This window comes from Solibacillus ferritrahens, assembly GCF_037027585.1.
Lineage (GTDB): Bacteria > Bacillota > Bacilli > Bacillales_A > Planococcaceae > Solibacillus > Solibacillus ferritrahens.
In genome coordinates this window covers 18,168-40,457 of record NZ_JAXCLE010000002.1, presented here as the reverse complement: position 1 = coordinate 40,457, position 22,290 = coordinate 18,168, and the positions used below count along the sequence as shown (strand labels likewise).

21 protein-coding genes and 1 other annotated feature are annotated in these 22,290 nt (G+C 37.4%); of the genes, 7 read left to right on the top strand and 14 right to left on the bottom strand.

Going from position 1 to position 22,290, the window contains the following annotated elements:
- Positions 1-182: 182 nt before the first annotated feature.
- The 4 genes from SNE38_RS02280 to SNE38_RS02265 form a co-directional block, all read right to left on the bottom strand.
- The gene (locus SNE38_RS02280) at positions 183-1,067 is read right to left on the bottom strand and encodes an RluA family pseudouridine synthase (protein ID WP_191702178.1); all 885 of its coding nucleotides are present in this window, start codon (positions 1,065-1,067) and stop codon (positions 183-185) included.
- Between the two features lie 11 nt (positions 1,068-1,078).
- Positions 1,079-1,873, bottom strand: coding sequence for an NAD kinase (locus SNE38_RS02275; protein WP_191702177.1), 795 nt, complete (start codon positions 1,871-1,873; stop codon positions 1,079-1,081).
- A complete protein-coding gene (locus SNE38_RS02270) occupies positions 1,873-2,550 on the bottom strand; it encodes a GTP pyrophosphokinase (protein ID WP_336045806.1) in 678 nt (225 codons plus the stop codon). Before SNE38_RS02270 ends, SNE38_RS02275 begins: the two co-directional genes overlap by 1 nt.
- A gap of 167 nt (positions 2,551-2,717) precedes the next feature.
- A complete protein-coding gene (locus SNE38_RS02265; protein ID WP_191702175.1) occupies positions 2,718-3,095 on the bottom strand; it encodes a UPF0738 family protein in 378 nt (125 codons plus the stop codon).
- Positions 3,096-3,292: 197 nt separating this feature from the next.
- Here SNE38_RS02265 and SNE38_RS02260 point away from each other — a divergent pair, with 197 nt between their 5' ends.
- The 4 genes from SNE38_RS02260 to SNE38_RS02245 all read left to right on the top strand — a co-directional run bounded on the left by SNE38_RS02260 (position 3,293) and on the right by SNE38_RS02245 (position 6,134).
- Positions 3,293-3,880 carry a CYTH domain-containing protein gene (locus SNE38_RS02260; protein WP_191702174.1) on the top strand — a complete coding sequence of 196 codons (588 nt, stop codon included), beginning with the start codon at positions 3,293-3,295 and terminating at the stop codon, positions 3,878-3,880.
- An 8-nt stretch (positions 3,881-3,888) separates the two neighbouring features.
- Positions 3,889-4,641 (top strand): lytic transglycosylase domain-containing protein, encoded by a 753-nt coding sequence (locus SNE38_RS02255; protein WP_336045805.1) that lies wholly within the window; start codon positions 3,889-3,891, stop codon positions 4,639-4,641.
- Between the two features lie 291 nt (positions 4,642-4,932).
- Positions 4,933-5,331: a globin domain-containing protein gene (locus SNE38_RS02250; RefSeq protein WP_191702172.1), complete on the top strand. Its 399-nt coding sequence runs from the start codon at positions 4,933-4,935 to the stop codon at positions 5,329-5,331.
- A complete protein-coding gene (locus tag SNE38_RS02245) occupies positions 5,328-6,134 on the top strand; it encodes a DsbA family protein (protein WP_191702171.1) in 807 nt (268 codons plus the stop codon). The genes SNE38_RS02250 and SNE38_RS02245 overlap by 4 nt, the downstream gene beginning before the upstream one ends.
- A 551-nt stretch (positions 6,135-6,685) precedes the next feature.
- Here SNE38_RS02245 and pepF read toward each other — a convergent pair.
- From pepF to spxA, 4 genes are all read right to left on the bottom strand, one after another.
- Complete coding sequence (pepF, locus tag SNE38_RS02240) at positions 6,686-8,494, bottom strand: oligoendopeptidase F (RefSeq protein WP_336045804.1); 1,809 nt, start codon at positions 8,492-8,494, stop codon at positions 6,686-6,688.
- 57 nt (positions 8,495-8,551) lie between these two features.
- Positions 8,552-9,676, bottom strand: coding sequence for a competence protein CoiA (locus SNE38_RS02235; RefSeq protein WP_336045803.1), 1,125 nt, complete (start codon positions 9,674-9,676; stop codon positions 8,552-8,554).
- A 171-nt stretch (positions 9,677-9,847) separates the two neighbouring features.
- Positions 9,848-10,501: an adaptor protein MecA gene (mecA, locus tag SNE38_RS02230; protein ID WP_191702168.1), complete on the bottom strand. Its 654-nt coding sequence runs from the start codon at positions 10,499-10,501 to the stop codon at positions 9,848-9,850.
- A 316-nt stretch (positions 10,502-10,817) separates the two neighbouring features.
- The gene (spxA, locus tag SNE38_RS02225; protein ID WP_008403575.1) at positions 10,818-11,216 is read right to left on the bottom strand and encodes a transcriptional regulator SpxA; all 399 of its coding nucleotides are present in this window, start codon (positions 11,214-11,216) and stop codon (positions 10,818-10,820) included.
- Positions 11,217-11,690: 474 nt separating this feature from the next.
- Positions 11,691-11,919 (top strand) — a binding site (T-box leader).
- Between the two features lie 84 nt (positions 11,920-12,003).
- On the opposite strand from spxA, the gene trpS reads away from it, so the two are divergent.
- Positions 12,004-12,993, top strand: a complete 990-nt coding sequence (gene trpS / locus SNE38_RS02220; protein WP_191702167.1) for a tryptophan--tRNA ligase — start codon at positions 12,004-12,006, stop codon at positions 12,991-12,993.
- 242 nt (positions 12,994-13,235) lie between these two features.
- Here the strand turns inward: trpS and fabF are convergent, their stop codons facing one another.
- Entirely contained in the window at positions 13,236-14,480 is a 1,245-nt protein-coding gene (fabF, locus tag SNE38_RS02215) for a beta-ketoacyl-ACP synthase II (protein WP_191702166.1), read from the bottom strand.
- A gap of 22 nt (positions 14,481-14,502) precedes the next feature.
- A complete protein-coding gene (locus SNE38_RS02210) occupies positions 14,503-15,438 on the bottom strand; it encodes a beta-ketoacyl-ACP synthase III (protein ID WP_191702165.1) in 936 nt (311 codons plus the stop codon).
- 290 nt (positions 15,439-15,728) lie between these two features.
- Here SNE38_RS02210 and SNE38_RS02205 point away from each other — a divergent pair, with 290 nt between their 5' ends.
- Positions 15,729-15,926: a YjzD family protein gene (locus SNE38_RS02205; protein WP_191702164.1), complete on the top strand. Its 198-nt coding sequence runs from the start codon at positions 15,729-15,731 to the stop codon at positions 15,924-15,926.
- Between the two features lie 110 nt (positions 15,927-16,036).
- Here the strand turns inward: SNE38_RS02205 and SNE38_RS02200 are convergent, their stop codons facing one another.
- The 3 genes from SNE38_RS02200 to SNE38_RS02190 form a co-directional block, all read right to left on the bottom strand.
- A complete protein-coding gene (locus SNE38_RS02200; RefSeq protein ID WP_336045802.1) occupies positions 16,037-18,160 on the bottom strand; it encodes an ATP-dependent Clp protease ATP-binding subunit in 2,124 nt (707 codons plus the stop codon).
- Positions 18,161-18,515: 355 nt separating this feature from the next.
- Positions 18,516-18,824, bottom strand: a complete 309-nt coding sequence (locus SNE38_RS02195; protein WP_191702620.1) for a metal-sulfur cluster assembly factor — start codon at positions 18,822-18,824, stop codon at positions 18,516-18,518.
- Positions 18,825-18,885: 61 nt separating this feature from the next.
- Positions 18,886-19,641, bottom strand: a complete 756-nt coding sequence (locus SNE38_RS02190) for a prolyl oligopeptidase family serine peptidase (protein WP_191702162.1) — start codon at positions 19,639-19,641, stop codon at positions 18,886-18,888.
- A 110-nt stretch (positions 19,642-19,751) separates the two neighbouring features.
- Between SNE38_RS02190 and SNE38_RS02185 the strand changes: the two genes are divergently transcribed.
- Positions 19,752-20,558, top strand: coding sequence for a Cof-type HAD-IIB family hydrolase (locus SNE38_RS02185; RefSeq protein WP_191702161.1), 807 nt, complete (start codon positions 19,752-19,754; stop codon positions 20,556-20,558).
- A gap of 78 nt (positions 20,559-20,636) precedes the next feature.
- On the opposite strand, the gene SNE38_RS02180 is transcribed toward SNE38_RS02185, so the two are convergent.
- Positions 20,637-22,088 carry an alpha-amylase family glycosyl hydrolase gene (locus SNE38_RS02180; RefSeq protein ID WP_191702160.1) on the bottom strand — a complete coding sequence of 484 codons (1,452 nt, stop codon included), beginning with the start codon at positions 22,086-22,088 and terminating at the stop codon, positions 20,637-20,639.
- Positions 22,089-22,290: the final 202 nt, after the last annotated feature.

Genomic DNA, 22,290 nt, shown 5'->3' with positions numbered 1-22,290 from the left:
TAATTTTTCCAGTTCGTCAAGGAGGGAAAATATTGTCTTTACTATGCGGTTAGATTAAAAATATCCATTGTGTGAAATCCTTCTATGCATATATATAAACAACTTTCAGATAGTCCCTCTCCAGTATATTCCCTTTTTCATCAAAAAATAAAAGACACCAATTCAGGAATTGGCATCTTCTATTAAATAATAAGACTCGATATTTCAGTTGGGAGCTTGCTGCAAAAATGCATATTTTCTTTCGTTAATGGATGTTCGAACTGTATACTTCGACAATGGAGTGCTTGACGGTTTATTAATTTCCTACTTCCACCGTATAATTCGTCCCCTACTAACGGATGCCCTATATGAGCCATATGAACTCGTATTTGATGCGTTCTCCCAGTATGGAGCTTAAGGCGAATATGAGACATATTATTTTTACGCGCTATTACCGATACATCTGTATGTGCAAATTGACCATCAGCACGGACTTCACGTTCAATAATACTGGTATCTTTTCGTCCGATTGGTAAAATTATAGACTGTTGATCTTGTTCTACATACCCTTCTACAATTGCTTCATATTCACGATGAATGCATCCATTTTTTTGCTGACCACTCATGATATGGTGTATGTGACGATGTTTCGCAATTACCATCAGTCCTGATGTATCACGGTCGAGTCGTGTAACAATATGCACCGTAGAAGCGAGTTGCTGTTGAACGAAATAACCATATACATAATTTGCGATGCTGCCGTTTAGCTGCTCTCTTGAAGGGATTGAATTCATAAAAGAGGGCTTGTCCAATATGAGTAATGCCTCATCTTCATACACAATGGCTAAAGCACCTACTTGTGCGGCCAGACCTTCGCTAACTTCCTCTTGCGGAAAAATAATTGTTACAACATCCCCAATTTTAAGCTTATGCCGTACATTTTTTTCTTCCCCATTGACCAAAAGTTCACCACCATCAAACTTGATGGCAGTCAAAGCACGCTTCGAAATTCCCCATTGAGCAATCGCATCACGCAACAGCGTGTTTTCTATTGAATTAACAAATTGTAATTGAAATCTTTTATCCATATAACCTCATTCTATTCATTCGACACAAATGAATCATGTACACGTTCCCAAAATGGAAATGGTCGGAAGCGCGCAAATCGCACTTTTTCATTTGCAACATTGAAGGTAATCGACTTTACATCTGTTTCCGTCATGCTTATGTGGTCTACCGTCATATTAAATTGCTGCTCATGGACTGGCTTTAATACACAATTATGATGTGCAGGCAACACTAAGGATGAACCTACAGTACGAAAGACACGATTGTTGATCGAAGCCATTTCTGTAATTTGAAACGCTTGTAATGTTGGATGGATAATTGCTCCACCTAAAGCTTTATTGTATGCTGTACTGCCGGATGGTGTCGAAATACACAATCCATCACCACGGAACCGTTCGAAATGCTCCCCATTTAGCTCAACATCCATTACAAGAGTAACGTCCGGAGATTTTATCGTAGCTTCATTCAGTGCCAAATAAGTGCTGGAGTCCGAGTGATGGCGATGTACCTGCACTTCCAACAGCGGATATTCAACTACGTTAAATTCTCTTTTAGCAATAGACAATACTAACTTTTCCAGCTCGGAAGGTTTCCAATCAGCATAAAAACCTAAATGCCCAGTATGGATACCAACAAATGCTGTTTTGTCCAAACGATGCAAATAGCGATGAAATGCATGCAATAATGTCCCATCGCCGCCAATGGAAAGAACAATTTCAGGCTCTTCCTCATCAAATTTCAACCCGAAATCGATTAAATAAGATTTTGCGAGCTCCATCAATTCATTTGATTGGTCATCTCTGCGTGATTGAATTGCAAACTTCATTAGCTTTCACGCTCCTCTTTGTCAGTTGACTTATGAATAGCTGTATTAGTTGCTTCTTTTACTTCACTAAAATATGCTTGGGCCTCATGGATTTCACTTTTAATTGAGGACATTTCCTCATCCAGACGAAATGCCGCCTCAGCCGCACTTTGCAATCGATTTTTTATTTCTTCTGGGAAAATTCCCTTATACTTATAGTTTAATGAATGCTCGATAGATGCCCAAAAGTTCATGGCCAATGTACGGATTTGAATTTCGGCAACGACAACAATGCGGCCCTGAATCGTTTCTACAGGATATTCTACAATTATATGATGGGAGCGGTAGCCACTCGGTTTACTATGTGTAATATAATCCTTTTCTTCAATAACCTTCATATCATTACGCTGGCGAATCAATTCCGTCACTGTAGCAATATCGTCCACAAATTGGCACATAATACGTACGCCTGCAATATCCTGTAATTCATTGCCTAGGCGCGGATTCGGTTCAAATGGTATCCCTTTATCAAACGATTTATCATATATACTCGCAAGTGGTTTAACGCGACCTGTTACGAATTCAATTGGTGAATTTGCACTCATGATCCCGAACTGCGAACGCATTCCTTTTAATTTAATTTTCAGTTCGTCCACTGCCTGTCGGTATGGACTTAAAAATACTTCCCACTGCCCCATTTACAAAGCCCCCCAACTTGAAATAGTACTTTCATATCACACTATTCCAAAACACGTTGTTTCAAACAATTATACTTCTTGTGCATAAGAAAAACACATTTCACACTTAAATCGCACGAAATGACGCTTTTTTTCATTTCAACACCTTTAAACTGCAGATTCACTCTTTACAAAAAATCAGCAAATTCCTTTTCTACGGCCTCTACAAAGCGATTACCATAGTTACTGTTTCCTACTATATTGTAAAGCAATCCTTTTAATTCATCGGTAAACTGATTAAGAGGCATCAAACCATCTTCTACTTTTAAATATGGCTGTTGCCCTGACTTTAACATTTGTACTAATTGCGACCATATAGCTTGTGGAAAACCAATATAACTATATGCATCATTTTCTTCTATGATATAAAGAAACGCCTCATTATCCGAATCAACAATCACTTGTCCTACAGGTTGTAATTGGCTAAGTTGTTTCTTTTCATTTAAAATAAAATGGATTTCATTATGTACTGCTTGAAATTGATTAACTATATATACATTTCTCAATGAATTGAACTCCTTTTTCAATAACGCCTCAACGTGTTATGTTGCATTTTTTTTAAACGGGCATGAAATTTATGTTGAAAAATCTATGCCATCCTCTACGGACCTTCACTTCATATTTTACCATAGGACTATCAATTGGTGCAGTTTCGTTTTAGTGATTTAAAAGAAAAACCAAGACAGCAAAGGAAGATTAAAAAATGACACAGCATATCGAAATAGAATTTAAAAATATTATAACAAAAGCTCAATATGAAGGGCTTCTTCAGGCCTTTTCTATACAGCCAGAGCAGATTATTCGTCAAGTTAACCATTACTTTGATACATCCGGGAACCATTTAAAGGAACTCCAATGTGCGCTGCGAATTCGAGAGATTGGAGAAACAATCGAGTGTACATTAAAAGAAAAAACATCAGAACATCAACATTTAGAAACAACCGATTTTATAACAAGGGAACAAGCCGACCAAATGCTGGCTGGCAAGAGCATTTTATTGCCTGCTGTAAATGAGCGTTTAGCACTTTTTGACATTCCTATGAACACGTTACACTGCTACGGAACATTGACAACAGACCGAGTAGAGATACCATACGAGGGTGGCTTACTTGTGTTCGATCATTCTTTTTATTTGCACTGCGACGATTATGAGGTAGAATATGAGACAAATGATGAAAAGATTGGAAAAAAGATTTTTTCAACATTTTTAGTAAACCATTCAATTGAGCCACAGCCCGCACAAAAGAAAATTGTGCGATTTATGATGGCATTGAATAATCAGAAAGGCTAGGTGCTGTCATGGATATTTCATCAATGAAGTCATTGTTGGAACTACAGGCAATACAAAACATAAATACATCACACCAACCAGGCTCGAGTACGTTATCCTCATCGAATTCAACTTTATTTTCTGATTTAATGAGTGATATTTTAAATGGGCAATCCCTTAATGGACTTGGCGATGTAGGTACTTTACAGCAATTCACAAATACAGAGCTGCAAAATTCACCTACCAATAATTATATCGCTTCATTTTTGTTAGAAAATTCAACAAACTCAACGGATTCAGCAGGTACTCAACACCTTCAAGCAACGAACGTACCACCAATCAATCTTGAATCATATATGACAGATTATATTCGTAAAATCGATGTAAATAATTTCTTTAATGGGGCAGAAAAGTATCAGGCTGAAATTACGGCTGCCGCAAAAAAATTCAATATTCCGGAAAAATTAATTACCGCAGTAATGAAGCAGGAGTCGAATTTCAATGCGTCTGCCATTAGTTCTGCCGGGGCATCGGGTTTAATGCAACTAATGCCTGCAACAGCAAGCTATTTAGGGGTGAAAGACCGCTTTGATCCAGAACAGAATATTATGGGAGGGGCTAAATACTTACGTCAAATGCTGGACCAATTTGATAACAATATAGAAACAGCACTTGCCGCATATAATGCCGGTCCAGGAAATGTAAAGAAATATGGAGGAATTCCACCTTTCCAGGAAACTCAGAATTATGTAAAAAAAGTAATGAACTATGTAAACGTATAGCTTATAGAAAAACGATTTCATTTTTAAATTGATGTGAGTATATAGATTTTTAACATGTAAATGTTCCTACGATAAAATTTTTTAATAAACAAATAAACCTACTATATATATGCGTTTCTAGCATAGTTTATATGGATGTAAAGAGCCCTACAAATTATTTGCAGGGCACTTTATTTGTTAAAACATCATTCCGTTGCTAGAATGAATGTAACGCCTAAATGAAATTTATATAACGGAAACATCATTCGTATTTCATTTATGGGCAAAGAAAGACACAAAGGAGTATAACTAATGAATCGAAATTTTACGATTCCTTATGAGGAACTCGGCGCTGAAAAGCTTTCTGAATTAATTAACGCGTTCTACTCTCGAGTGGCGAAGCATCCATTATTAATTCCTATTTTCCCAGATGATTTAAGTGAAACAATTCGTAAACAAATACAATTCCAAACGCAGTATCTAGGGGGTCCTAATCTCTTCACTGAAGAACACGGTCATCCAATGATGCGTGCCCGACATATGCATTTTAAAATTACACCCGATCGTGCCCAGGCATGGCTAGAATGTATGGCAGAAGCGATGGACGAGGTTGGCTTAGACGGTAAATTCCGCGAAGTTTACTATAAGCGTCTCGTAATGACTGCTCACCATATGGTTAATGCCCCAAATGATGAGGAGGGATTTGAGTGAATAATGTCCAACTTTTACAGCAACCTGTAGCACCATCCACATGTAATAAACCAATTGAGCTTTATATTTTCATTGACCCTCTTTGTGAAAAAGCATTACTTATGCAAATGACATTACGTAAGCTTCAGGTAGAATATGGTCATTACTTTACATGTCGATATGTCCTCAGTACGGAACTTTCTGCTTTAAACAGCATTACTAGCCGTATGAAAGGCTGTGTTTCCGGAGCGGAATTGGATATTACACATCCTGCACTACCTTCAATCGCAATTAAAGCCGCCGAACTGCAAGGAAAGCGAGCTGGTTTCCGCTATTTAAACAAAGTTCAGGAAGTAGCGGTTCTTAATACCCGAAATATTAATTCTCATGCAACATTAATAGAAATTGCGCAGCAAGTTAACTTGGATATGGATGAATTCGTATCTGACTTTGGTTCCAAAGAAGCTGCCCGTGCATTTCAATGTGATTTATACTTAACGCGTGAAATGGAAGTAGAGGAAATTCCAAGCATTGTATTTTTCAACGAATGCATTGAAGATGAAGGATTAAAAGTAAGTGGTTCATACAATTATGAAGTATATGAACATATTTTAGCAGAATTACTCGGTGAAGAATTAAATCGCCAACCCGTTCCTACATTAGATGATTTATTCGATCATTTCAGCATTTTGACGACTGCGGAAGTAGCAGAAATTTATTCAATCAATGAACAGCTTGCTGAACGTGAACTAAAAAAACGGATGCTTCAACAAAAAGTAGAACGTATTATGACTGATGAAATAACACTATGGCGTGCAAAATAGCACAATTTATAATTACAATATAATTTAATTGCCCTTATATATTTATTTTAGCCAGCGACGCATTTAAGCGAGCTGGTTTTTTTGTCCTATAATATTTATTGAAGTTTGAAACAATAAGTATAAATAAATGGAGATAATCCGGAAAACAATAATATAGATAGTCATGGAGTAAAAAAATAAAAGAGGCGCCTTATTCTCGAGAAATAAGACGCCTCTTTTTCACAAAGGGGATGGGAGAAATGTTCACGTTCAAACAAAGGGGTGTATGTTTGTTATGTGATTTATTTCACAAATATTACTCTATCATGAAATAATATTCCTTGCAATAATTCTTTTATAATTTCACAATTTCGCCATATAGTAAGCGTTTTCAAATCTGAAACATCCCATATATTATGCTGAAAACTAAAAAGCTCTCAAATCATTGATATATATACATTTGTTACCTATTTGCTGCAAAAATTTTTTTAGGAAATACATAGCTTTAAATACAAAATTTCTATTTTTAAAAGCAAAAAACGCACCTGAAACAGATGCGTTTTCACAAACAATTAATTATTTAATAATAATTTTTCAAGTTCTTCTAACTTCTCTTCGAATACTTTACATGCAAGCGCGATTGGTTCTGGTGATTCCATATCTACACCTGCTGCTTTTAATACTTCAATTGGGAAGTCTGAGCAACCAGCTTTTAGGAAGTTGTTAATATAACGCTCAACTGCAGACTCGCCCTCTTCCAATATTTGCTTAGATAATGCTGTCGCAGCAGATTGTCCTGTTGCATATTGGTATACGTAATAGTTGTAATAGAAGTGTGGGATGCGTGCCCATTCAAGACCGATTTCTTCATCTACTGTCATCGAGTCCCCAAAATATTGTTTGTTCAAATCATAGTAGATTGATGTTAACTTCTCAGCCGTAATTGATTCGCCTTTAGCATCCAACTCATGAATCATATGCTCAAATTCAGCAAACATAGTCTGGCGGAATACTGTGCCGCGGAATCCATCTAACCATTGATTCAACAAATATATTTTTTTCTTTTCATCATCTAGCGTGTTCATTAAATGATCAAATAGAAGCTCTTCATTGCATGTTGAAGCAACTTCCGCAACGAAAATCGAGTAATCTGAATATTGGTATGGCTGATTTTCACGTGAATAATAGCTATGCATCGAGTGACCAAATTCATGTGCCAAAGTGTATAGATTGTTCACATTGTTTTGCCAGTTCATTAAAACATATGGGTTTGTACCGAATGTACCTGATGAATAGGCACCACTGCGTTTCCCTTTGTTTTCCAACACGTCAACCCAACGGCTATCCAAACCTTTTTGTACAATTTCTTGATATTCCTTACCTAAAGGCGCAAAGCTTTCAACCATCGTTTTCATTGCTTCTTCGTATGTTACTTCCATTTTTACTTCTTTTACAAGAGGTGTAAATAGGTCATACATATGCAATTCATCTACACCTAAAACCTTTTTGCGCAGCTCCACGTAGCGATGTAGTGCTGGTAAATAGTCATGAATTGTTGAAATAAGTTGATCGTATACTTTTTCAGGAATAAAGTTATTGCTCAACGCAGCATGACGCGCTGAATCGTAATTACGGATTTTTGCATTGGCATTATGTGCTTTCACATTCCCTGCCAAAGTTGTCGCAAATGTGTTTTTATATTGGCCATACGTTTTGTATACTGCTTTAAATGCTGATTCACGTACTTCACGATTATCACTTTCCAGCATTGTGATGTAATTACCGTGTGTAATTTGAACTTCTTCCCCATCTTCACCAATAATTTTCGGGAATTCCAGATCGGCATTATTTAGTGCACTGAATGTTTTGCTCGCTGAAGAAGCGACTTCCGACATTTGTGCTAGCAACTCTTCTTTTTCCGCAGATAATACGTGCGGACGACCTAAGTTAATTTCTTTAAGGCTTTGTTTGTATAAAGCAAGCGGTTCATAGCTATCCACATAGCTGTTTAATGTCGCTTCATCCAACGCTAAAATTTCAGGAGTAATAAATGACCATGCAGCTCCTACATTTGTAATAACAGAACGTACTCGACCGTCCAAATCCTGATATTTGCCGTTCGTTGTATCCTGGTCATGCTTTAAATGAGAATACACATATAATTTGTGTAGACGCTCATATAATGCATCACTAAATTGCAATGTATTGTATAAACTTTCCGCGCTGCCTGCTACTTTCCCTTTAAAATCCGAAGCTTGTTTGGATAATTGATCCACTTCTTTCAGCTCTGCTTCCCAAGCATCATCCGACTCAAAAATTGATGTTAAATCCCAAGTTAAATGCTCAGGTACTTCTTCACGTGTTAAAATTTGCTTTGCCATTCATTTGCCTCCTAATATTCCGAAATTCGAAATTATAAGTCTATTTAATCAATTTCACTATCCAATTGCAACCCATTGGTCGTATAGAACTTCAAAAAGTTTATTTAAGTTAATTTTTTCATGTACTTGCTCAATATTCAGCGCTCTTAATATTTTTAAATACTGCTCAACTGCCACTTTCCTTTCACTCGTTTGTTCCATATCACTCCATTTTAAAAAATATGGAATAGCCTTTCGATTCATCGTTTTGGGGATAAGGTTGTGACATTTCATAAAATAAAATAATTGTACTTGCCACTCTAAACAAAAACTATCAAAAGCAGTCGTATTCAATACAGGAATCCCCAAAAAAACCGGTAAATTAGCGGTCGTTAAATGCAGTTCATACAGAGCGCGTAAAAACCGGTCATTGACCCCCTTTTTGCTCAACAATAAACGAGGTCGCAAATATTGATCTCGATACTTTCTGAAACTCGTGAGTACCTGACGGAATACTTCCTTAGGGAGTTTCTCGGGAATAAGGAATGGGAATTGCTGTTGATGTAGTGGAAGTTTTTTAACGAATGCAAAGTACTGCATTTTATTAATATGAATTAAGTTACTCATATAGTAAAAATTTTTACTTTTTACATCATAGGTTAGGAGGAAATATTGATTTTTATACCGTTGAATAAATTGAGCATTGAAATAGTTAATTGAAATTTTCATAATTCCTGATGCTTGAAATTTTTGAGGTATGTGTAATAGCCAAATCGGTGTAATATTTGCCTTTAAATACCCCTTTGTTCGCTGTAAAAAAAGTTCCTGCGAAATTGGGCTGCATTGGAATTCGATGGCATATTGCCTGTCCTTTTTAGAAATGAAAATATCAGGTCTTTGACCGAGAAAGGGCAAATATGGCTCAAGCATTGGTTGCAGCTTTAGTTTTGTGAATAGCTGAAATAATTGTTGCTTGCCTAATAAATGGGCGGCCGATTCCCGCTCTGAAAATAATGAGACACAATTACTGTTTTTAGAATGTGCAAAGTGAGGAATTTTAATCTGTCCCGCTTTTAGTAAAAGCTTCTCCTTGCATTGGGGACAATAAAACTGCCGTTGTTGCTTTAATTGTTGCAGATCCTGCTCTGATAGCTTTGTCGTTAAATAAAGTAACTGTTGTTTTTCTGTCAGTGCGACCAGCAATACCTTTCACTCCTTTTTATCTATCGTAAGCAAATGAATAAAAGCTTTCAACTTACAATTAGTAACTAGTGGGAAAGTGATATTTTCAATAAGTTTCATATAAGAAGCAAGCACCCCTTTCAAAACAAAAAAGCCACCTCGGAATTTCAGGTGGCTTCAACTACTGCTTGATTATTCAAAATATGTGATAATTGTTTCAAAGCAGTCTTCTGGAATGATTGTCTCCGCGTATTCGTCCAGACGGTGACCCGTTACTTTGGAAGCGGATAAATATTCACTGCATAATGCAACGACATTTTTCGCTTCTTGGATTTCCAGGTTTTCTAACTCTACATATAAATAGTAGTAGTCCTCCCATTTATACAGCACAGACTTAATTCCCAACGGGGCTGCGCGTTTTGCAAGAGGCACTAGCTCATCAATATCTTTAAATCGGAATCGTGCATTTTCAAGCGTTTGCTCTTCATCTTTGGCTGCCTTACCAATTGCATTGAAAATCGATTCTTCCATTTCGTTTAATTGATCTGCTATATGAAGGTCGTCTTCAAAAGTACCAACCATCGATGAAGTTTCGGAATCATTCCCTACAGATGCACGCGTTACAACGACTTCTAACCCACTTTCAGAAGCATTAATATGAATCCAAATCGGACCATCCAAGTCGAAATAATCATCTGTATTTACTTCGCCAATGATATCCCAAAAGAGCTCTTCTCCCTTAGCGCGATTGTACCAAATTTCTTCACGCGTATAACCACGGTCTTCGATATCACTATACGTAATAAATAGTTTTAACGTATTTTCATTAATGCGTTCGATGTCCATTAGACCTCAACTCCCTTCACAGTCATTGTATAGAACGTCAATTATATTCCAAAATGCTACAATATTACGCTCTATTGCATCGGAACTAAGATACTTTTAATAAATGGGAAGTATCTATAATTCTATTGTATGATGGTTTGGATAAAAATGAAAAGAAAAAACATTATTCAGCATAAATTATTTGAATAATTGAAATTGTATTGCACGCATCATTTTAAATCAAGTATTAAAGAATCACTATTAATATGTTCGAAAATAAAAAAAAAGATGCCACAATTGCACCCTAGGCAACCGTAGCATCATGAGTGTCTTTTATTTAGTTAACCATGCGTTGTGCTTCCTGCAGCTGGTAAGCACGTACTTTACGAGGCAGGAATCGACGGATTTCATCTTCATTATAGCCGACTTGCAAACGTTTTTCGTCCAAAATAATCGGTCGACGCAGAAGACCTGGATACTCCTGTATTAGTTCGTATAATCTTTGCAATGGCAATGTTTCAACATCTACATTTAATTTTTGGAAAATTTTAGATCGCGTTGAAATAATTTCATCTGTACCATCTTCTGTCATTCGTAAAATTTCTTTAATTTCACTAATTGTAAGTGGCTCCGAAAAAATATTGCGCTCTGTATATGGGATATCATGTTCCTCTAACCATGCTTTTGCTTTTCGACATGAAGTACAACTTGGTGAAGTAAATAATGTTACTAACATTGTCTCACTCCTCTCTAATTGATTTCAATTCAACTGATATATGCTGCTTCATTTCATATAGAAGCGTAAATATATAATACTTAGTTTAGAATTAATTTAATTTAAGATTCTGTTCCTATTATACATGAATACGCCTTGTTTGAATACACATTGTCAACAAATAATTCAACTACCGTAATAATTTTTATTACATATTTTTCTCTATTAAGCGCACTTTCTTTATTTTTGTGCTACACCATTTTTGTACCCCGATGCTAATAGACTTAAACTTAATAGGCCGAATGTTTTTTCTCATTTATTCAAATATAATTGAGAAACAAACTAAGCGAAGAATTGTTGTTTCAAATAATCAGCTTGTTATTTTACTACTATTTCCACTACAATGCATTTTTATTCCTATTTCTTTCAAATAAAACAATTGCTTTCTTTTCGATATTTGCGTTATAATCACTTTCAAGATTATTATAACGATTACGAAAAACGATGACGAAGAGTAGTACATTTAAAACGAGTGCCTAGAGAATCTGTGGTTGGTGCAAACAGATCATTCATTAAATGGAATGGACTTCCGAGTTAGCTTGATGAAAGGACTTCAACGTATAAGTCCCATTAGTTAAGCTCGTTCCCTTCACGTTACGAAGAAGAGTGGCCAATTAAGGCAAGCTGGGTGGTACCGCGGATTTCAACATCATTCGTCCCTTCTATTATTTATTTAATAGAGGACGCATGATGTTTTTTTCAGTTTTTGAAAAAAATTCGATTTACCCATTTTAAGGAGGAACCCCCAATGAAAACCATCTTTTCAGGCGTACAGCCAACAGGAACAATTACTTTAGGAAACTATATCGGTGCAATTAAACAATTCCCTGCACTACAGAATGACAATAATGCAATTTACTGCATCGTTGACCAACATGCCATTACCGTTCCACAAGATCGATTGGAATTACGCAAAAATATCCGCTCATTAGCAGCGATGTACATTGCCTGTGGTATTGATCCGGAAAAATCCATTTTATTTATCCAATCTGAAGTACCCGCTCACGCACAGGCTGGCTGGATGCTACAATGTGTCGCGTCCATCGGTGAATTAGAGCGCATGACCCAGTTTAAAGATAAATCAACTGGAAAAGAATCGGTTTCTGCCGCATTATTAACATACCCACCACTGATGGCAGCTGATATTCTTTTATACAATACAGACATCGTTCCTGTAGGAGAAGATCAAAAACAGCATATCGAGCTGACACGCGATTTAGCGGAACGTTTTAATAAGCGTTACAATGATGTTCTAACGATTCCTGATATCCAATTACCAAAAGAAGGCGCCCGCATAAAATCATTGCAGGAACCGACGAAAAAAATGTCAAAATCGGATACAAATACGAAAGCGACAATCCGATTATTAGATACACCAAAAGATATTGAGAAGAAAATTAAATCTGCTGTAACGGATTCTGAAGGTATTGTAAAATTCGACGTTGAAAATAAGCCAGGCGTATCCAATTTACTCATCATTGAATCTGCATTATCAGGAGTTTCAATTAGGGATTTAGAAGAAAAGTACGAAGGCAAAGGCTACGGCGATTTTAAAGCAGGTGTGGCGCAAGCTGTTATAGACCATATTACACCTATTCAAGAGCGCTATTATGCATTAATCGACTCTCCGGAACTAGATCTTATTTTAGATGAAGGAGCTGCTAAAGCGGATGCTATCGCAGCCAAAACGCTTAAGAAAATGGAGAACGCGATGGGATTAGGCCGTAAACGACGCTAACCATTCCGATTACCGCAACTAGAAGCAAGTACAGTTCTGCACCATGAAGGATGTACAGTAGCACTGCATGCCATGAATAGCCCAGTGTACGATAGTTTAAGTATAATATCATATTACTAATCGACATTACACAAAGCCCATAGAAAAACAAAAATAGTACGAAACGTGTCAAAACACCATCCTTTGTACAACTATACGAAAAACGAACGGACGATAGAATTCGTCCGTTCGTTTTTTATATCCTATTGTTCTGTGTATTTCTTAAACAATAAACAAGCGTTATGCCCACCAAAGCCTAATGAATTGCTTAATCCATATTCTACATCCGCTTTTCGTGCTGCATTTGCAACATAATCCAAGTCACACTCCGGATCAGGATCCTGTAAATTCATCGTCGGTGGTAAAATCCCCTCTTTTAGGGCAAGTACTGTAAATATTGCTTCAATACCACCCGCTGCTCCTAATAAATGACCAGTCATACTTTTTGTCGAGCTCATTGCCAGCTTGTATGCATGCTCGCCAAATACTGTTTTAACCGCTTGTGTCTCAAATAAGTCGTTGTACGGCGTACTCGTACCGTGTGCATTAATATATCCTACTTGCTCTGGAGAGACATTCGCATCATCTAACGCCATTTTCATTGCACGTGCAGCACCTTCACCATTTGGAGCTGGCGCTGTAATATGATGGGCATCTCCAGTTGAACCGTAGCCAACTACTTCTCCATAAATTTTCGCACCACGAGCTTTTGCATGTTCATATTCTTCCAAAATTAAAATCCCTGCCCCTTCACCAATAACGAATCCATCACGATTTTTATCAAATGGACGAGATGCTGTCGTAATATCGGGATTTAATGATAATGCAGTGTTTGCACTAAAGCCCGCAACCGCCATTGTTACGATAGGCGCTTCTGTTCCTCCTGTAATCATTACATCCGCATCACCACGTTCAATTACTTTGAAAGCATCTCCTATTGAATTCGTTCCTGAAGCACAGGCCGTTACGGAGCATGAGTTGACTCCCTTTGCTCCTAAATAAATGGATACTTGGCCAGAAGCCATATCCGGAATCATCATTGGTACGAAAAATGGACTTACACGGCGAACACCGCGCTCTTGGAAAGTCAAAAATTGTTGTTCATGCGTTTCCATTCCACCTATTCCAGAGCCAATCCATACACCTACACGAGGTGCCATTTCTTCTGTAATCGTAAGGTTTGCATCTTTTGCGGCCATCATTGAAGCAGCTAGAGCATAATGAGTAAAGCGATCCATTTTACGTGCTTCTTTTTTCTCAATGTAATCTTCTATATTAAAATCTTTCACTTCCGCTGCTACAGACACCGTAAATTTACTTGTATCCACTCGCGTTAGTGGTCCGATTCCAGATTTACCCGCTACTACATTTTCCCATGATTGCTCTGCATTGTTTCCTACTGGCGTTACTGCTCCGATTCCTGTTACAACAACTCTTCTTTTCTCCATTATTTAACACCCTTCTCTTTCGTTATTTTCCCCATTTTAACGCGAGTGCTCCCCAAGTAAGCCCTCCACCGAATCCAACTAAAACTACGATATCATCATCTTTAATTTTCCCCTCAGCTAAATCATCGACAATTGAGATACCAATAGATGCAGCCGATGTATTGCCGTACTTATGAATCGTTTTCGACATTTTTTCTTCCGGTAGCCCTAGACGCTCTCTAGCAGCTTCCATAATGCGGATATTCGCCTGGTGCGGTACTAAATAATCCACATCTCCCTTTGTTAATCCAGCCTTTTCCAGTACACTGATTGCAGATTCACCCATTTGACGAACCGCAAACTTAAATACTTCACGACCATTCATCGAAATGTGGTTTTCAGGATTTAAATACAAATGTTTTCCGCCTGTCCCATCAGCACCAAGTTCAAATGCCAATATGCCACGGCCTTCAGAAACTTTTCCAATTACTGCTGCACTTGCGCCATCACCAAATAAAACAGCGGTGTTGCGGTCATTCCAATCGGTTATTTTAGATAATTTTTCAACACCTACTACTAATATATATTCATAACTATTACTCTCAATAAATTGTTTTGCTATAGCCGTCCCATAAATAAAGCCAGAACATGCAGCGGAAATGTCCATTGCACCACAACCCGAGATGCCAAGACGTTCTTGTATTTGGCAGGCTACACTTGGAAAGTTTTGATCTTGTGTAACTGTTGCAACAATGATTAATCCCACTTCTTCAGCTGTAATACCGGCATTTTGAATAGCTTGTTGTGCAGCTTTATAAGCTAAATCCGATGTTTCCTCATTCTCTGCGATATATCGATTTCCAATACCAGTCCGAGAACGAATCCATTCATCCGATGTATCTAAAATTTGTTCTATTTCCGAATTCGATAAAGCTTTCTCCGGAATGTACTTGCCTATGCCAACTATACCAGCATTCATATATTATCCCCCTTGTTTTCAAACATCTCCAACCCAAATCTTCTGCTGAATAACATTAAATAATCACTAAATATTAGTATCTGGTACTAATTATAAAGTATAATTATTTTGAAAACAATTAAAATTTATGGAAAACACAATTGACATGTTTTTATGGTGTTGAATTTTCACTTTATGACATCTTAGCGAAAAGTTGTTTTCCCCCTTTTATTTTCATGAAGGCTTGTGGTATGATATTGAGGATGTAATTACAAAATAACGATATAAATAAGTTCAATGAGGTGAAATTGATGCAATATATTATTACTTTCTTTTGGTCATTCCTATTAGTAACAATGACAAACTATGTAGTAAGTTCTGTATTAGGTGTAAACTTTAATTTCATGAATGGCGTAATCGTATCTTTAGTATTCAGCGTTTTAGTTATTATTATCGCTGCAATCATTCCAAACGAATCAACTCCAGAAATAGAAGCAGAGCAACATTAATAGATGACAAGGGGCTGTCCGGTATAAAACTGGACAGCCCCTTGTCATTTAATTTAATTTCGTATTGCAGATTTATATTAGAAAAACTCCATTTTTTGCACCTTCTACTTCTAGGAAATCACCAGTTCATCATTTTCTAGCGTAATTTCCAGCACACCACCCGCTGTTACTACTCCTTTTAATAACTCCCGCGCAACAAGTGTTTCCAGATGGCGCTGTACGAAACGTTTCAATGGACGTGCACCATATTGGGGATCAATACCATGTTCTACGATCCAATCCACTACATCCTTACGTACATGCAACGTAATTTCCTGTTCTCCAACTCTTTCCTGTAGCTGCTTAACATATTTCCAAGCAATTGCATGGAAGTGTTCTTCCGACAATGCATGGAAAATGATAATATCATCCATTCGATTTAATAACTCCGGCTTAAAGTGCTGACGCAAAGCCGTCTGTACAAGCTTCTCTGAATCATCAGACGCCTCAAGTAAAAATTGCGACCCAATATTAGACGTTAAAATAACAACCGTATTCGTAAAGTTTACCACTCGGCCTTGGCTATCGGTAATTCGACCATCATCCAACAATTGCAGTAAAATATTCGCTACATCCGGATGAGCCTTTTCAATTTCATCTAAAAGTACAACCGAGTATGGATTACGACGTACTGCTTCTGTTAATTGCCCACCTTCCTCATAACCGATATAACCAGGTGGTGCTCCGACAAGTCGAGATACAGAATGCTTCTCCATGTATTCACTCATATCGATGCGGATGAAGTGATCTTCTGAATCAAATAATTGCTCAGCTAGTGCTTTTGCCAACTCCGTTTTACCGACACCTGTTGGACCTAGGAACAGGAAGCTTCCAATTGGCTTATTAGGATCCTTAATGCCTGAACGGGCACGCCACACTGCCTCTGCTACGTATGTGACCGCATCATTCTGTCCAACAACACGTTCATGTAATGTATCTTTTAAACGCAATAACTTTTCACGTTCCCCTTCGACAAGCTTCGTAACTGGAATACCTGTCCAGCGAGATATAATTTTTGCGATTTCGTCTTCTGTTACTTCTTCACGCAGCATACGATTGCCTTCCGAATCTTTTAGCTGTTTTTCCATTTCACCAAGTTCTTTTTCAAGTTGCGGAATTATACTATACTGCAGTTCACTTGCCCGCGCTAAATTATTGCCAGACACGAATAATTGATCCCGCTCTGCTTCATATTTTTTCAATTTGTCTTTTTTATCGCGTACAATTTGCAAACCGTTTTTCTCAAGCTCCCATTGCTCTTTCATTGATTTCATGGAAGCTTCCAAAGTATCGATTTCATTCGTAAGGATATCCAGTCGTTTCTTACTTGCATCGTCCTTCTCTTTCTTCAATGCTTGTTGTTCAATTTTAAGCTGAGTGAGACGGCGTGTTAATTGATCGAGTTCCTGCGGCATTGAGTCAATTTCAATCCGAATCATTGCACATGCCTCATCAACTAAATCTATTGCTTTATCAGGTAAAAAACGGTCTGTAATATAGCGATTCGCTAACTGGGCCGCTGCAATAATGGCACGATCATGAATACGAACTCCGCGGTGATGCTCTTCAAAGCGGTCTTTAATCCCACGTAGAATGGACACCGTGTCCTCAATGGAAGGCTCACGTACTAAAACTTGCTGGAATCGACGTTCCAAAGCCGGATCCTTTTCAATATACATACGATATTCATCCAATGTCGTCGCACCGATACAATGCAGCTCCCCGCGCGCAAGCATTGGTTTGAGCATATTTCCTGCGTCCATGGCTCCATCTGATTTCCCAGCACCTACAATTGTATGAATTTCATCAATAAATAAAATGATACTTCCTTCTGAATCTTTCACTTGCTTTAATACGGATTTCAAACGCTCTTCAAATTGACCACGGTAAGAAGCGCCGGCGATGAGTGCACTCATGTCCAGCTCATATAACTGTGCATCCTTTAATCCTTCCGGCACATCCTGTCGAACGATGCGTTGAGCCAACCCTTCCACAATAGCCGTTTTACCAACACCTGGTTCGCCAATCAATACAGGGTTGTTTTTTGTTTTACGCGATAAGATTCGGATGACATTGCGAATTTCCTCATCACGTCCAATAACCGGGTCCATCTTGCCATTCTTTACTTGTTCAATTAAATTACGACCAAATTGTTCTAAAGGTGGTCGATTGTCTTGTGTTTGGTTAAATTGCATATATTGCACCCTCCAATTAGTTTGACCTTTACTGACTAATTTTATTATAGGTCAAAATTAGTCAACTCACAAATTTTTACACTCCCTTTTAGGTACGGTATTATATTTTTGAATATACGATAAATAAAGTAAAAAGAAATAATCATTAGTATATGTGTAACAAATAGAACTTTATCCTTAATATTTTAGAAAAGCATTTCATTAATAATTATTTGATGTTAACCGTATATTTAAACTGGATTCAACTGGAAAACATAAAAATTCCTTTACGACTCTACGACTTAGACCGTGATATTTATCTAAAATAAAAATCGATTATTTTGCTTCTGCAAAATAATCGATTTAATATTTTTTATTAACGGATACCTAAAGCCATTTTTGCGTAGCGTGACATATTGTCTTTAGACCATGCCGGCTGCCATACGATATCTACTTTTACCTCTTTTACTTCCGGTAATTCATTTAATGCTGTTGTTACTTGATCCACGATTACTGGTGCAAGCGGGCAACCCATTGATGTTAATGTCATTGTAACAATCGCTAAGCCCTCTTCTGTTAAATCCACTTCATATACTAAACCTAAGTTGACAATATCGATGCCTAGCTCAGGGTCGATTACATTTTCTAAAGCTCCGAGCATGCTGTCTTTCATATCTTGATCAATCGCCATTTTTTGTTTCCCCTTTCGACATAGTGTTATCGTCTATCATAGCAGAACGAATGCTTTATGCCAAACGTTGTGCAATGAAATCTGTCACTTGTAAAATACCATTTCTTGAAACGGCATGTCCTGCTTTTGGCTCTGCGATATATTGAATATTCGCTGCCTTTCCTTCTTTTTCAAGTTGTTCATAAAAAGGTCTGCTCATACTAAATGGAACGACCGTATCTTTTTCACCATGCCAAAATATTATTGGTTTATTTGCCCACAATGATCCATGTTGTTCCATATCATATTTGCCGAGCATATTGAACAAAGCACTTTGCTGTTCATCAGATATCGGAAGTTGAACACCTTTTTGCTTCAGTTCCTCAACTTGATGAAGTGCGACCTTCGTGTAGCTCGTTGTTCCCATGCAAATACCCGCAGCCTGAATCCATGGATAAACAGTTAAGCAGCCCGATGTTACAATGCCGCCCATTGACGTTCCGGCAATACCAATTTTGCCGCCTGCCAATTTTTTCAGCTTCATTTCTTCATAAAGAGTATGTACTTCTCCGATCGACTTTAAGACAATTTTCCAAAAGTTATAATTCATCTGTTCATCCGTTAAATAATCTGACCGTTCTCCATGCATGATCGCATCAGGTAGAATAACTCGGATACCTTTTTGCACAAACTGATACGCATAATGAAGATTATGTTCCTTAGCACTTAAGAACCCATGTAAAAAAATAACGACGGGTGTATGTTCGTCCATCGTTTCATCATACACATGCAATAACGGAATCGACTTCCATAACTCTTGCTCTACAATCATTTTTTTCACCTCGTCCTTACCTTATCAAAACTCCGCGATTGTTTCAAAACTTTGACGAATGTTAATTTTTCACGTTACAATAATACCCATGCTAAAGGAGGCTTATTCTCATGAACGAACATTTAATAGTATTGGATTTAGACGGAACATTATTGACGGATGATAAGAAGATTTCCTCCCTTACAAAGGAAACATTATTTAAGGCAAAGCAAGCGGGGCATCAAGTAATGATCGCGACAGGACGTCCTTTCCGGGCTAGTCTTCCCTATTATAAAGAATTGGAGTTAACGACACCAATTGTCAATTTTAACGGGGCGCTTATTCACCACCCAAAAAACCCAATGTGGAAAACAATCCATACACCTGTGGATTTAAGTGTAGTCCACGATGTTGTTGAATCAGTCCATAAATATGAATATGATAATTTAATCGCCGAAGTAATGGACGATGTATATCTCCATCGTGAGGATGAAAAAGTACACGAAATGTTTAATATGGGTAGTCCTAATATTTTAATGGGTGATCTCAAAAGGACATTAAAGGAAAATCCGACGAGTTTATTGATTCAGGCAGATGATGTAAATACGCCAATTATCCGCAAACATTTGCACGATGTACACGCTGAGCTGATCGAGCATCGACGCTGGGGTGCACCTTTCCCAATTATTGAAATTGTGCATAAAGGGTTAAGTAAAGCAATTGGTATTGACTTCATTTCAAAAGAAATGGGTATTCCACGTGAGCGGATCATTGCATTTGGCGACGAGGACAATGATTTTGAAATGATTGATTATGCCGGAATTGGTGTAGCAATGAGTAATGGAATTGATGATTTAAAAAATATCGCCAACGAAATTACGTTATCCAATAATGAAGATGGTATTGCAAAATTTTTGCATGACCGATTAAAACTATAGGACACGTTACTGAATTGAGTCCAATTATTAAAAATAGCCCGGAAAAGCGAGGTATTCACTTTTCTGGGCTATTTCATTTTATTTTGCTGAATTGGCGCGGCGTTGTTTTCCACGTTTCATAATGACAATCATGAATGCCGTATAAAGTACAACAACTAGTCCAAGTGCCACAATATAGGAAGTATTAATTCCTCGCGCATCGATGACCTGATACACCTCAACCATTTCACGGTCTAAAATGATTGTATAGTTGTTATCTTTATTTTCACGAATGATTTCACTATTGAACATCCCACGGATTTCTTTTCCTTCCCCCAGCTCTGCTACAGGGATATGGACACGTTTTGTTTTACTGCTATTGTTAATAACAACAATCCATGTTTCCGTGTCAGATTTCCGCTCAAATACGATATAGCCATCTTCATTTTCAAGCCATTTAAATTCACCATTACGTAATGTATCTGAATCATTTCGTAAAGATTGAAGCTTTCCAACATAATCCGCCAGTTCTGAATCTGTCTTAAAATTATAGTATTGATGCGCCTCTTCACCGGCAGTACCATTCATTGCAATTTCAGATCCGTATTGAACGACTGGCACACCCGGCAATAATAGTGTACTTGCAATCGAAATTTTACTACGTGTCGGAGGATACATCCCTTCAGCCGTTGCAGCTAAAGTAAAACGGTCTGACCAAATTGTATCGGTCATTGTCAACACAGGTGTATCGGATAATGTTTCTTCAATATACGGCTCCAACACTGTCGTATCCAAATCAACATTTTTAAAGGAATTTGTATATTGGGAAGCCATATCATTATAGAATTTTGCATCAAAATTAGCATCGCTTTCCGCATTTGCAATAACGTAAGCACCAGTAGCTTTTAATTGCTCAATCATGCGGTTTAAAAATGCTGTATCTGCTTGCTCAATATTCGTTAGACGCACGCCATCCAGTCCGTATGTATCCACAAATTGTACGGCACTGTCGATTATTACATTTTGTACTTCTTCGTTTGTTAAATCCCACTGTATTTTCCCATCATTTGTACTTGCCACAAATCCTTGCTTTGCTGCAAGTTCATGGTTTGGACTAACATTCGTAATAGGAAAATCAGCCATTATTTTCATTTCACGCTTTTGATATGAATTTACCATTTTCTTGAATTCATTAGCTGTACCAAAACGAGGGTCTAATAGTGTATAGCTTGTCGGCATCGAACCGTCATATTTTTCTGTTGCAAAAACTGAGCCTACTGAAAGTATTGTATAGCCCATATTGGTAACATAATCAATTTTCTTTAAGACACCATCAAAGTCTCCACCCGCAAACATTGTCGGGTCTTGGGCATTTACTGTATCATCATCATTTTTGCCTGTTCCATTAAAGAAGCGGTCCACTAAAATGTCATATATACTTTCATCTGCAATTGTACGATTTTCTTCAGCATTTGCTAATGATGCAAATGACAATGAAGTTGAAAGTACTACACCTGCAGTAAGTGCACTAAGCCATTTATTAAATCTCAATTTATTTCCCTCTCTTTCACATACAATCCAACGTCATTTTACCAAAAAACCTATACACGTAGCTATGATTACAAAAGTTATTTGTAGGAAATCCAACAAATACGTGACAAAAATGTGTATAGATTTAAAGAATAGCAAATCATATATGTATATGGAAATAATTTATGCATCTGATAAATCAAATAGAGGGAAATGCGAAATG